The organism is Cryobacterium suzukii, assembly GCF_004403185.1.
In the GTDB taxonomy this organism is placed as follows: Bacteria; Actinomycetota; Actinomycetes; order Actinomycetales; family Microbacteriaceae; genus Cryobacterium; species Cryobacterium suzukii.
The window spans coordinates 304519-317555 of record NZ_SOHJ01000014.1 but is presented as its reverse complement, the minus strand read 5'-3'; the positions used below and the strand labels follow the sequence as shown (position 1 = coordinate 317555).

Annotated in this window: 9 protein-coding genes and 2 tRNA genes; 7 read left to right on the top strand and 4 right to left on the bottom strand. The window is 65.6% G+C overall.

Annotation, left to right across the window (positions count from 1 at the left end; all coding sequences use genetic code 11):
• Positions 1-40: 40 nt before the first annotated feature.
• The 7 genes from E3T39_RS15250 (at position 41) to E3T39_RS15220 (ending at position 8165) form a co-directional block, all read left to right on the top strand.
• Entirely contained in the window at positions 41-1588 is a 1548-nt protein-coding gene (locus E3T39_RS15250) for a glycosyltransferase family 39 protein (protein ID WP_134516692.1), read from the top strand.
• Between the two features lie 4 nt (positions 1589-1592).
• The gene (locus tag E3T39_RS15245) at positions 1593-2363 is read left to right on the top strand and encodes a polyprenol monophosphomannose synthase (RefSeq protein WP_241979743.1); all 771 of its coding nucleotides are present in this window, start codon (positions 1593-1595) and stop codon (positions 2361-2363) included.
• Between the two features lie 87 nt (positions 2364-2450).
• The gene (locus E3T39_RS15240) at positions 2451-3170 is read left to right on the top strand and encodes an NUDIX hydrolase (RefSeq protein ID WP_241979742.1); all 720 of its coding nucleotides are present in this window, start codon (positions 2451-2453) and stop codon (positions 3168-3170) included.
• A gap of 49 nt (positions 3171-3219) precedes the next feature.
• Positions 3220-4578, top strand: coding sequence for a quinolinate synthase NadA (nadA, locus tag E3T39_RS15235; RefSeq protein ID WP_134516691.1), 1359 nt, complete (start codon positions 3220-3222; stop codon positions 4576-4578).
• A gap of 1 nt (position 4579) precedes the next feature.
• A complete protein-coding gene (gene nadB / locus E3T39_RS15230) occupies positions 4580-6148 on the top strand; it encodes an L-aspartate oxidase (RefSeq protein WP_134516690.1) in 1569 nt (522 codons plus the stop codon).
• Entirely contained in the window at positions 6142-7029 is an 888-nt protein-coding gene (gene nadC, locus E3T39_RS15225) for a carboxylating nicotinate-nucleotide diphosphorylase (protein WP_134516689.1), read from the top strand. The genes nadB and nadC overlap by 7 nt, the downstream gene beginning before the upstream one ends.
• A complete protein-coding gene (locus E3T39_RS15220) occupies positions 7026-8165 on the top strand; it encodes a cysteine desulfurase family protein (protein ID WP_134516688.1) in 1140 nt (379 codons plus the stop codon). The genes nadC and E3T39_RS15220 overlap by 4 nt, the downstream gene beginning before the upstream one ends.
• Before the next feature lie 57 nt (positions 8166-8222).
• Here E3T39_RS15220 and E3T39_RS15215 read toward each other — a convergent pair.
• From E3T39_RS15215 to E3T39_RS15200, 4 genes are all read right to left on the bottom strand, one after another.
• A tRNA-Met gene (locus tag E3T39_RS15215) sits at positions 8223-8296 on the bottom strand.
• Positions 8297-8640: 344 nt separating this feature from the next.
• Positions 8641-9435 carry a hypothetical protein gene (locus E3T39_RS15210; protein ID WP_134516687.1) on the bottom strand — a complete coding sequence of 265 codons (795 nt, stop codon included), beginning with the start codon at positions 9433-9435 and terminating at the stop codon, positions 8641-8643.
• A 384-nt stretch (positions 9436-9819) separates the two neighbouring features.
• Positions 9820-9893, bottom strand: a tRNA-Met gene (locus tag E3T39_RS15205).
• 184 nt (positions 9894-10077) lie between these two features.
• Positions 10078-13008 carry a UPF0182 family membrane protein gene (locus E3T39_RS15200; RefSeq protein ID WP_241979741.1) on the bottom strand — a complete coding sequence of 977 codons (2931 nt, stop codon included), beginning with the start codon at positions 13006-13008 and terminating at the stop codon, positions 10078-10080.
• Between the last annotated feature and the right edge of the window lie 29 nt (positions 13009-13037).

Sequence of the window (13037 nt, the reverse complement as noted above, 5' to 3'; positions counted from 1 at the left end):
TCGAAGGCTCCCGTTAACCATTGCTGGGTAGGTTCATGGGGTGACCTCCGTTCTCGCTTCGCACCTCACGGTATCCCTGGTACCCGGACGACACCCGTGGATGCGGCGCTCTCCCGGCTGGTCGGCAGGTTTCGTCGGCCTCGTGGCCTTTCTGGTGTCGTTCGCTTGGTCCTGGCAGCCATCGTATTGGGGCGATGAGGCTGCGAGCATCATGTCGGCTGAACGATCGCTGCCCTCGCTGTTCGGCATGCTCGACAACGTCGATGCCGTGCACGGCGTGTACTACCTGTTTCTGCACGGCTGGATCGATCTGTTCGGCACTTCAGAGCTCTCCACCCGACTGCCGAGTGCGATCGCGATCGGTGTTGCCGCGTCGGGGACTGTCGTTCTGGCCCGGTTCTTCATGGCGTCACGAGTGGCCATCGGCGGCGGCCTGATCTTCGCTCTGATTCCCCGGGTCACTTATATGGGCTCCGAAGCACGATCCACCGCCATTGCGACTGCCATCGGGGTCTGGCTCACCGTGCTGCTCGTGCACGCGGTGCGCAGCGCAGGCGCCCATCGGCGACGCCAGCTCCTGCTCTGGGGCGGGTATGCCCTGCTGCTCGCGCTCGGTATCTACGTCTTCCTATTCCTGGCGCTGTTGCTGCCGGTGCACGCGGTGGTGGTTCTGGTGTTGGCGCGCCGGCATCCGCTGTGGCGCATTGTTGTCGTCTGGGTAGCCGCGAGCGCGCTCGGCCTGCTGCTGGCCGCCCCGATGTTTCTGGCAGGTTCCGCGCAACGGGAACAGATCGCGTTCATCGGCCGACGGCCACAGGTGACGGTTTCCGAGGCGGCGGTGATGCAATGGTTCGACACTATTCCGGTGGCGATCGTGGCATGGGCGCTCATCATCGTGGCGGTGCTCGCGGTGTTCCTGCGGCGCCGCGGCCCGAATCAGTCAGCCGGGCTGCCTGATCGGGCGGGACTGGCGATTTTTCTGGCCTGGATGGTGATACCCAGCGCCATTCTGCTCATCGGCACCCAGTTGGTCACCCCGATGTATTCGTTACGCTACCTGTCGCTCTGCGCTCCCGCGGTGGGTATCGTGATTGCAGTGGGCGTTGCGGCGCTCGCCAACAATTGGTTACGGGCAGCGACTGTGCTGGCACTTGTGGCCGTGATCGTGCCGGCTTACGCCGTGCAGCGCGGTGACTTCGGTAAGAACGAGGGAAGCGACTGGCGCCAGGCCGCCGACATCATCGCCACTCGTGCGACGCCCGGTGATGGCGTTGTCTTCGACCAAAGCGTGCGCCCGTCACGCCTGCCGCGGCTGGCCATGCGCCTCTACCCCGAGGCCTTTACCGGCCTGCGCGACGTGGCCCTGACCCGCCCCTACTCCGACACGACCTGGCTGTGGGACGAAGTCGCTCCACTGACCGACGCACTGCCAGCCGTAGCGGACCTCGACCGCATCTGGCTGCTGCAATACTCGGGAAGTGGAGATTCGAAAAGAGAAACGGATGTCCGCACGCTCACCCTTCAAGGATTCCACGTCGCCCAGTCGACACTTGTCAACCGCACCCGCATCATCGAAATGACGAGGTAACGTCGTGCCCACCAACTCTGTGCCCACAACCCTGGTACTCGTACCGACCTATAACGAGGCCGAAAACATTGCCTCGATCGTAGATCGATTGCGTTCCAGTGTGCCCGACGTGCACATCCTGGTCGTCGATGATTCCTCCCCCGACGGCACCGGCGCACTCGCCGACAGCCTGGCGGCCCGGGATCCGAGCGTTCACGTGCTGCATCGCACCGAGAAGACCGGCCTCGGGGCGGCGTACCTCGACGGCTTCGGCTGGGGCCTGGCCCGCGGATATACCCAACTGGTGCAAATAGATGCCGACGGCTCCCACTTGCCGGAGCAGCTCACGAGTTTGCTGGCGGCGGCCGACACCGCCGACGTCGTGATGGGGTCACGCTGGGTGCCCGGCGGAGCCATCGAGAATTGGCCCTGGCACCGGCGCGCTCTCTCGCGCGGAGGGTCATTCTATTCCCGGCTGATATTGCGGCTGCCCCAACGAGACGCTACCGGCGGCTACCGGGTGTACTCGGCCCTGGCCCTCGAGCGGATGGATCTGTCCAGCGTGGACAGCCTCGGCTATTGCTTTCAGATCGAGATGCTCCTGCACGCCGTGCGGGCCGACCTGCGCGTGGTCGAGGTGCCGATCACGTTCGTCGAGCGGGTACGCGGAGCGTCCAAGATGAGTCCAAGGATCGCCGTGGAGGCGATGGCCCGCGTAACACTGTGGGGCGTAATGGGGATGGGCATCAGCCGAACCGGCGCACGCGAGGCCGCCGAGGCCGCACGTCAAATCTGAATTTGACATATTTCGGTGTTTGAGTCAAATTGACTATATGATGGCTCCAGCAGTTAAAGTCACTCCGACCTTTACGACTGGATTCCCGTGCTGGAGCACCATCTGACCGAGCAGAGCCCGTTCGCGCGCGGAACCGCTCACGCAACCCTGGCCGTCTCAACGGTGATCTTCACCCTGCGCCACGACGATACGTCGGGACGCAAGACCTTGTGGCTGCCCCTCGTGCGCCGTACTCGCGAGCCGCACCTCGACCTCTGGGCGCTGCCCGGCGGCTGGCTGCCCGCCGACGAGGAACTCGCGGCGGCCGCCGCCCGCACCCTGCGTGAGACGACCGATCTCTCGCCGCGGTATCTCGAACAGTTGTACACCTTCGGCGATATCGACCGCTCCCCCGGGCTGCGCGTGGTCTCCGTCGTCTATTGGGCGCTCGTGCGTTCCGAAGTCGCGGAGCGGGCATCCGTCGGAGAGAACGTGCGCTGGTTTGCCGCTGACCGCCTTCCTCCACTCGCCTTCGACCATAACCGCATCGTCGAATACGCGCTCTGGCGCCTGCGCACCAAAGTGGAATACGCCCGCATCGCCCACGCCTTTCTCGGCGACACGTTCACCCTCGCCCAACTGCGCGAGGTACACGAGGCCGTGCTGCAGAAGGCACTCGATCCGGCCAACTTTCGTCGGTCGATCGAGGCGAGCGGCAGCCTGATCAGCACCGACCAACACGTGGCTGGGGCGCGGCATCGCCCGGCACGGCTCTACCGCTACGACGACCGGGCCGCCGAGCATGACCCACCCGAACCGACCGTCTAACCCACTGTTTCGCACTTTCCACCCCCTTCACTGTTCAAGGAGCACGGCCATGACAATTCCCTCGGTCGAGACCACCATTCGTCTCATCAGCACCGGCAAAGCCGCCGGCAGCACCTGCAGCACCGACCTGGCGACGCCTCCGTGGGAGTTCGACGCGGCCGCGCCCGGCTACGGGCCCGGTTCCTCGATGGGCGACGTGATTCCGGCCGGGTCGCCCCGCCAGGGCGCACTGCCGGAGCGCTACCGCACCGCCTCACCGGAGGAACTCAGCGCTCGCATCGTCGAAGCCAAACAGGCGCTCGGCGATTCGGTGGTCATTCTCGGTCATTTCTACCAGCGCGACGAGGTGCTGCGCCACGCGGATTTCGTTGGCGACAGCTTTCAGCTCGCCCAGGCCACCCAGAGCCGCCCGGACGCCGCCGCGATTGTGTTTTGCGGCGTGCACTTCATGGCCGAAACCGCTGATCTGCTCTCCGGAGGCGACCAGGCCGTGATTTTGCCCAACCTTGCCGCCGGCTGCTCGATGGCCGACATGGCCGACATTGATTCGGTCACCGAGTGCTGGGAACAGCTCGCAGAGCTCTACGGCACGGCTCCGGATGCTTCCGGCCGAGTTCCGGTGATTCCGGTCACCTACATGAATTCCTCCGCGGCGCTCAAAGGCTTTTGCGGCGAGCACGGCGGCATCGTCTGCACCTCGTCGAACGCCCAGGCCGTGCTCGAGTGGGCGTTCGAACGAGGCCAGCGGGTTCTGTTCTTTCCTGACCAGCACCTCGGCCGCAACACCGCCAAGGCCATGGGCGTTCCGCTCGAGCAGATGCCGATGTGGAACCCGACCAAGCCCCTCGGTGGCAATACTGCTGCCCGGCTCGATGACGCCCGGGTCGTGCTCTGGCACGGCTTCTGCAGCGTGCACCGTCGCTTCACCGTGCCGCAGATCCAGGCCGCCCGCGCCGAGCACCCCGGCGTGCGGGTCTTGGTGCACCCGGAATGCCCGATGGAGGTCGTCGACGCCGCCGACTCGGCCGGCTCAACCGATTTCATCGCCAAGGCCATCGCCGCCGCTCCGGCCGGCGCCACCTTTGCCATCGGCACCGAGATCAATCTCGTCAACCGGCTCGCTGCCCAGCATCCCGAGCATGAGATCTTCTGCCTCGACCCGGTGATCTGCCCCTGCTCGACCATGTACCGTATCCACGCCGGCTACCTGGCCTGGGTGCTCGAAGCACTCGTCGGCGGTGGTGAAGCGCCAGGTACGGTGCTCAACCAGATCACGGTCTCGGCCGATGTCGCCGGTCACGCCCGACTTGCCCTTGAGCGGATGCTCGCAGCCCGGCCACCGGCATCCACTGCGCCCGTGACTGCGCAGCCGGTCGCTGCGCCGGTCTTGAGCACCGTCGGCGCCTGACATGGCATCGATTCTCGTCATCGGCAGCGGCCTCGGCGGTCTGCTCGCCGCCGTGCGGGCAGCGGATGCCGGCCACCGGGTCGTGCTCGTCACCAAGTCGGTGCTGCCGGAGAGCAATACCCGGTACGCGCAGGGCGGCATCGCCGCTGCCCTGTTTCGCGACGACTCGGTCGACGCGCACGTGCTCGACACGCTGCGCGCCGGCGCGGGACTCTGCGACCCGGCCGCCGTGCGCGTGCTCTGCGAAGAAGGTCCGGCGCGGGTGCGCGACCTCATTCGTTTCGGGGTGGACTTCGACCGGGACGAATCCGGCGTGGCCCGCGGCCTTGAAGCGGCTCACTCCCGCTCGCGGGTCGTGCACGCCGGCGGCGACGCAACCGGCGCAGCGGTCGAAGCCGCGCTCGTAACCACCGTTCGACGCCGAGCTGCGATCGAGGTGCACGAGCACACGATGCTCGTCGATCTGATTCTTGACCGTGGTGAAGTGGTTGGAGCCCGGGTGCTCGGCCCCAACGGCGTGCAGTTCTCGCTGACCGCCGACGCGGTGATTCTGGCCACCGGCGGCGCCGGCGCGCTGTACACGCACACCACCAATCCCGTAGTCGCGACCGGCGACGGGGTGGCTGCGGCGTATAGAGCCGGGGCATCCGTCGCCGATGTGGAGTTTTATCAGTTTCACCCCACCGCCCTCGCGGTGCCGGGCACCCCGCTGGTGTCGGAGGCGGTGCGCGGCGAGGGCGCTGTGTTGCGCGATCAGCTCGGCCAGCGCTTCATGCTCGCCGAGCACCCCGACGCGGAACTCGCGCCGCGCGACGTCGTCGCCCGCGCCATTGCCCGCCAGATGGAGCGGCAAAACGGTGCCCCAGTGCTGCTCGATGCGACCGGACTCGGCCGCGACCTGCTGGAAACCCGATTCCCAACGATCACGGCCGCCTGCCGGGCGGCAGGCCTAGACTGGGCGGTCGATCCAATTCCCGTGGCGCCGGCCGCGCATTACTGGATGGGCGGGGTTGAAACGGATACCTGGGCTCGCACCAGTCTGCCCGGGCTCTTCGCCGTCGGCGAGGTGGCTCGCACAGGAGCGCACGGCGCCAACCGGCTCGCCTCCAACTCATTGCTCGAGGCCGCCGTGTTCGCCGACCGAGCCGTGCGCGCGCTGGGGCGACCGTGGCCGATGCGCGCACACAGCACCCCGATCTTCGACGCGGCCCAACCCGCGGATCCTTCCCGGCCGCTGCCGGCCGATCTTAACACGCTGGTCGATCGCACGCAGCTGCAGCGACTCCTCTGGGATTGTGCCGGCGTACACCGATCCGGTACCGGCTTGACCGGGGCCGCCGCCATCCTCGACGGCTGGTCCTCACCGCCCGCCACCAGTACGTCGGTCGCCGCCCTCGAAGACCGCAACCTGCTGGGCCTCGCTCGGCTGCTCGTGGCCGCCGCCCTGGCCCGCGAAGAGTCCCGGGGCGCACACTTTCGCGCGGACTTCGCCGAACCCCGGGCCGAACTGGCCTGGTCCCACTCGCAATCGCTCGAACTCGTTCCGGCCAAGGAGGCCATCGCATGCTGACCCAACACTCCATCGATGTCGTCGTGCAGGCCGCCCTCGACGAAGACGCCCCCTGGGGAGACCTCACCTCGGCCGTGCTCATTCCCCAGGACGCCGTCGCGACAGCCAAGCTTGAAGCGCGCGAACCCGGCGTGTTCAGCGGCGGTGCCGTCTTCGCGGCCGCTTTCCGTCTGACCGACCCCCGCATCGAGGTGCATCAGTTCGTCGCGGACGGCGACCGGTTCGAGATCGGCGCCACGCTGGCCGAGGTAACCGGCCCTGCCCGCGGCATCCTGCAGGCGGAGCGCATTGGTCTGAATTTCGTGCAGCGGATGGGCGGAATCGCCACGCTCACCGCCCAGTACGTCGCCGAGACGGCCGGCACAAACGCCCGCATCGTCGACACCCGCAAGACCACACCGGGGCTGCGCGCCCTCGAACGGCAGGCCGTGCGCGATGGCGGCGGCCACAACCACCGCTTCAGCCTCTCCGACACCGTGATGGCCAAGGACAACCACCTCGCCGTTCTCGCAGCCGGGCCGCTCAGCCTCACCGAAGCGCTGCGCGCCGTGCGCGCCCGCCTGTCGCACACCACTCACTTCGAGGTGGAGGTCGACCGGCTGGACCAGATTGACGACGTGCTCGCGGCCGGTATCGACACGATCATGCTCGACAATTTCAGCCCGGAGGATCTGCTTATAGGCGTGCAGCAGGTCGCCGGGCGCGCGATCGTCGAAGCCAGCGGCGGCGTGTCACTGGCGACGGTGCGCGACATTGCCGCATCCGGTGTCGATGTCATCTCGGTCGGTGCGCTCACCCACAGTGTGCACTCACTCGACCTCGGCCTGGACATCGCCATCCGGGTGAACACTCCGGCAGGATTTGCCCTTTCGAACCCATGATTTATCTGGACAATGCCGCGACGACCCCGGTGCGCCGCGAGGCACTCGAAGCCATGTGGACGCAGCTCAACGGCTTCGGCAACCCGTCGAGCCACCACCAGGTAGGTGAGGCCGCCGCCGCCGCACTGCTGGAGGCGCGCAGCAGCGTCGCCCAGTCGCTCGGCTGCCGGCCCGGCGAGGTGACGTTCACCAGTGGGGGTACCGAGAGCGACAACCTTGCGATTAAGGGGATCGCCCTCGGTGCCCCGCGCGGCCGCCACATCGTGACCACCCCGATCGAGCATGAGGCCGTGCTCGAATCCTGCGACTACCTGCGCCGCCTGCACGGTTTTCAAATCACCCTGCTTGAAGTGGATGCTGCCGGCCGCGTCGATCCCGCTTCTCTCGCCCGCGCGCTCCGTCCAGACACCACGCTGGTCTCTGTGCACTACGCCAACAACGAGGTCGGCACCGTACAGCCCATTGCGGAACTCGCTCTAACAGCCCGCGCCGTCGGCGTGCCGTTCCACACCGACGCCGTACAGGCCGGCGGCTGGCTCGACCTCAACGTGTCGACACTCGGCGTGGACGCGCTGAGTCTCTCCGGCCACAAGCTCGGCGCTCCCCCCGGCATCGGAGCGGTCTATCTGCGGGGCCGCCTCACGATCGAGCCGCTGCTGCACGGCGGCGGCCAGGAGCGTGGCAAACGCAGCGGCACAGAGAACGTCGCGGGAGCGGTCGCCCTCGCCGTGGCGCTACGCCTCGCCGGTGAGGAACGCGCTCTCGTCGCCGAGCGAACCAGCGCCCTCCGCGACGAGTTCATCGGCACGGTGCTGCGCGAGACGCCGTCGGCCCGGCTCACCGGGCACCCGACCGAACGCCTGCCGGGCACCGCGTCCTTCGTCTTCCCAGGAACGAGCGGCGAGGCGGTGTTACTCGAGCTCGAAGCGCGCGGCATCGTGTGTTCGAGTGGGTCCGCCTGCGCGGCCGGCAGCAGCGAGCCCTCGCACGTGCTCATGGCCATGGGCTTGTCGGCCGACGTGGCGTTGACCGCGGTTCGGTTCACGCTGGGTGCTGGTACGACTGCGGCCGAGGCGGCCGAGGCGGCGGCATCCGTTCACGCAGCTGTCGCTGCGGTTGCCAGCCTGCGCGGGTAGCGCCTTTTTGCAAGGGTACGAAAAAGCCCCCGGAACCATGGGTTCCGGGGGCATCTGTTGCGGGGGCAGGATTTGAACCTACGACCTCTGGGTTATGAGCCCAGCGAGCTACCGAACTGCTCCACCCCGCGACGCTGACCGCTTTGTGGCGGTCGTCCTTCGAAAAAAGCCTCATCAGATCGGATTTTCTCGATCCAGCTGTTTGCGTTGGTGTACTTAGTTTAGCTCACTCTTCGTGATCACTCGACCCAGCTCGACTATGGGACGCTATCGCGCCGAGTTTTCACGAGTGAACGTATCTGGGTCCACGCACGATCCGACCAAACACTTCGAAACGCGACCCCGGAGACCGACACAAGCCGAAGGACTCTTTCCAAGGCCTGACGCCGCGCTGCCAGCGGACGAGGAAAAACCTTGGTCGCATCATGGCTCTGGCCCAAGAAGCGGCTCGAACTGCGCGTCCGTTGCAGGCGGGTCAAGCGTCCGGGTTAGCGTTGCGGGCGATATACACGTCGACGACGTCATCGTGCAGGACGAACCGGATGCTCGACCAATCCGGAATGGGGCCACCCGGGGCATCCGTGGGTAACAATCTCTCATCGACCGTCACGTCTGCGACTGTGTCCAGGTTGGACACGGTGCAGTTGAAGCGCCACACGCTCGAATTGAACACGACCGCGAGGCACTGCCAGTTGTGAGGAGCGGTCGTGCTCCACACGTCCAGGGGACCGTAGCGGCCGTGCGAGACGAAGACGGGGTCGGCGGTAGCCAAGAAGTCGAGATCTTCCTGCTCCAAAACGGGAGGAATGCTGCCGGAACGGGGCCCATCGAGCGCGGTGAGCTGTGCTTCCACCAGCGGTTCGGTCATCGCAGCGACGTACATTGCCCCGAAGGCAATCGCTACCACCCCGGCACCCGCCGCGATCGCCCATGGCAGCGCCCGCCTGATCCGCCCACGGGTACTCGCGCTCGGTACGGGGTCGTTCGGTGTCGCCGCGATCCCGTCTTCCGCCCCGTGTGCGACGTCGGAGGCCGCGAACGCGCCATGGGCAGTGTCGACGGTCGGCGAGGCGTCGAACTCGGTCGCGCGTCCGATCGGGGGCGCGGCACGAGTAACCGCGGATGTGTCGTGTTCTCGGGTCGAATGTTGGCGCTCCAGGTCCGCGAGCCGTGCCTGCGCGCGCGGATCCTCACCGATGTCGGCGTCGCGGCCATAGGCCCGCCGCCGCAACGCGGCAAGCTCATCTTCGGCCGGGGACTTGGCTTCCACGAGGCCATTGTGCACCCGGCATCCGGCCAGGGATAGACCTCGCCGCCGATGCAACGCTCGAACGATTAAACCCCGCCTGAACTACGACGACAATCCCGACCGGGCCATGCTCGCCATTGAAAATGGTTATTAGTCGGAGAGACTTGGAGAGCCGTACCGGCAAGGCGGCGATTGCACATTGAAGTGCGCCTCAAGGCCCAGTCCCCCCATGGATGCGTCTGTCGACCGGCCCCGGGGCCAGCTTTGACGAGGAGATTCGAGGCGCATCTCCTGTGGATATACAAAAAACCGGCGTAGCCATGGGCTACGCCGGAATTGCGCTGATTCAACCATTTTCTACTCCCCCTTGAGGGATAGAAACTAGATCTGAACTGAACTTTTCTGTTGCGGGGGCAGGATTTGAACCTACGACCTCTGGGTTATGAGCCCAGCGAGCTACCGAACTGCTCCACCCCGCGCTACAAGTACAAATTTAGCACACCCTGAAAGCGCGGCGGACCACTTTGGGTCGGTATCGCAAACTCGCACCCAAAATAGCGCCGAAAAAACGTTTCTCTACAGGCATCAAACACCACCGGGCCGAACAACCGCAAGCCCCCACCCGAGGCGGGTGAGGGCTTGCAACAGATCGTGCGGGTAAAGCTACTCGCCGAGCAGGGTGAGCATGCTCGCGATCGTTTCGGCGAGTTTGGCGTCCGCGGTACCGTAGTCGGCGAAGTTGCCGGCGGCGAGGGCGGTTGCCTTGTCGGCGAGCGCCGTCTTGGCGACGGCGAGCAGCGACTTGAGTTGGGCATCCGTTGCTGCATCGCCGGTTGATCCGGTCGGCACATCCGTACCGCCGGTCGCGCCATCTGTCGCGCCACCCGTTGTTCCGCCGTTGTTCGCCGTGGCATCGTCCGGAACGGCCGTATCACCGGCCGTCGCACCCGAGTCGCCGCCGAACAGAACGTCGAGGGCACCGTCGAGGGTGTCCTCAAACGCGATCTGGTCACCGAAGGCCACGAGCACCTTCTGCAGCAGCGGATAGCTGGTCTCACCGGTGGACTTCACGTACACCGGCTGAACGTAGAGCAGCCCGCCACCGACCGGGAGGGTCAGCAGGTTACCGTTGAGAACGGTCGACGATCCCTGCCGCAGCAGGTTGAGCTCTGTCGACACGGTCGGGTCGGCGTTGAAGACGTTCTGCACCTGGCCGGGGCCGGGAACTGTGCCGTCCTTGGGCAGGTTGAGCAGTCGCAGCTGACCGTAACCGTCGGCGCGCACGCCATCTTCAGCACCCGCATCAGCGTCTACGGCGAGGTAACCGTAGAGCACGTTACGACTGGACTCACCGGTCGCTTCCGGCTGGAAAGTTGAATACAGCGAGAATGACGGCTTGTCCGATCCGGGCACCTGCATGGTGAGGTAGTACGGCGGCTGCAGGGTGGGGTTTGTCGGAGGAGAGTCCGGGTCATTCGGTGAGATCCAGGCGTCGTCCTTGGAGTAGAACGATCCAGGGTCGGTCACGTGGTACTGACCGAGAATGGCGCGCTGCACCTTGAACAGGTCGGCCGGGTAGCGCACGTGACTCATCAGGTCGCCGCTCATCTCGCTCATGGGCTTGAGCGTCGAGGGGAAGATCTTCTGCCAGGTTTGCAGCAGCGGCTCTTTGTCGTCCCAGGCATAGAGGATGACCTCGCCGCTGTAGGCGTCGACGGTGGCTTTGACCGAGTTGCGCATGTAATTGACGCTGTCGAGGGCGTACGGCTGAGCCGGCGTCTGCGTATCGGCGATGGCCTCGCTCAGGCTCACCGGGGTCGAGTAGGGGTAGTTCGCCGAGGTCGTGTAGCCGTCGATGATCCACTTGACTCGGCCATCAACGACCGAGGGGTAGGCGTCGGAATCGAGCGTCAGGTACGGCGCAACTTTCTGCACACGGGTGACCGGGTCTCGATCGTAGAGAATCTCCGACTGGTCGTTGACAGATGAGGCCAGGAAGATCTGCTCGGACTGGAACTTCAGCGCGTAGATGAGCTTCTTGAACGCGCTGTCGAGTTTCGGTCCGCCGTCGCCGGAGAACGTCGTGTAGGTCTGGCCAGCGCCCTCTGCGCCCGACGGATAGTCCAGTTCGATCGGGTTGGCGCCGTCTTCATCACCGACGATGGAGTACTCGGGCGAGGTCTCGCCGAAGTAGATGCGCGGTTCGAAGTCACCGAGCGCGCCGCTGGTTGGGATGCCGGATTCGAGGAACACCGGCTGGCCGTCGACCGAGCGCTGGTTGCCGTAGGCGGCAACAACTCCATAGCCGTGGGTGTAGACGGTCTTCGAGTTGACCCACGTGTTACCGGTGTTCAGACCATCGATGTTGAGGTCGCGCACTGCAACAACGGTGTCCTGAGACACTCCGTCGACCATGTAGCGGTCGACATTCAGGTTGTCGGGGAACTGGTAATACTGGCGGAACTGCTCGAGCTGACGGAACGAGTCGCTGACCAGGGCCGGGTCGAGGATACGAATGTTCGCGGTCGTCGCGGCGTCGGCACGCAGGGCGCCCGGCTCGGCCGTGGTCTTCGCGTTGTACGGAATCTCTTCGATGTCGGCTACGTCATAGGCGTCCCGGGTGAGATCGATATTGCGCTCGATATATTCGGCTTCGAGCGCCTTCGCGTTCGGCTCCACCTGGAAGCGCTCGACAACCCACGGGTAGAGCGAGCCGATCAGCAGGCTCGACACGATGAGCAGAGCGGTGCCGATGACCGGCAGGCGCCAGCGACCGATGATGGCCGTGAGAATGAAGAGCAGGGCAACGACTGCTGCGATACCGGCCAGGATGGCTCGGCCGGGGATGGTGGCGTTCACGTCGGTGTAGCCGGCGCCGGTGATGAGCGAACCCTGGCTGGTCAGGGTGGAGTACTGGTCGAACCAGATGCTCACGGCCTGCAACAGCAGATACAGACCCGCCGTGACGGCGATCTGTACGCGGGCAGCCTTGGAGATGAGCACCTCACGGCCGGATACCCGGATGGACCCGTACAGGTAGCTGGTCGCGACCGTGACGAGGGCGGAGATGAGTACAACAGCGGATGCAAAGGCGAGCACGGCCTGGTAAAACGGCAGGTCCATCAGATAGAAGGAGATGTCGAAGTTGAACTGCGGGTCAACGCGCCCGGTCTCGGTGCGGTTGAGCCACATGAGCACCGTCTGCCAGCGAGTGGCGGCGGCCACACCGGCGAATAGGCCCAGAAGGGCGGGGATGCCGTACATCGCGAGGCGACGCAGCGGCTCGATGACCTGCTGGTAGCGATCGAGCTGCGAGTTGAGCTTCGCGTACACCGGGCGCAGGCGATAGGCCAGCTGGATGCTGACCCAGACCGGCACGGCCATGGCAACGAACCCGATCAGGAACAGCACTGTGCCCGCGATCCACTGGGTGGTCAGCACATTGAGGAACCCGAGTTGGTCGAACCACAAGACATCGGTATACAGTCCGGCGAAGATAAAGAACAGGATCACCAACCCCGCGATAATTGCTGCGGTAATTGCTAGCGGGGCTCGGCTGCGCCGGGGGGCGTTGTCGGCTGCTGATGAACTCACGTATTGGCCTCTTGCGCTCAGTCATTAGG

Bases quoted from the DNA above. Each gene is read 5' to 3' on its own strand.
- nadA (WP_134516691.1), top strand. From the start codon at position 3,220: ATGACAATTCCCTCGGTCGAGACCACCATTCGTCTCATCAGCACCGGC.
- nadB (WP_134516690.1), top strand. From the start codon at position 4,580: ATGGCATCGATTCTCGTCATCGGCAGCGGCCTCGGCGGTCTGCTCGCC.
- nadC (WP_134516689.1), top strand. From the start codon at position 6,142: ATGCTGACCCAACACTCCATCGATGTCGTCGTGCAGGCCGCCCTCGAC.
- E3T39_RS15220 (WP_134516688.1), top strand. From the start codon at position 7,026: ATGATTTATCTGGACAATGCCGCGACGACCCCGGTGCGCCGCGAGGCA.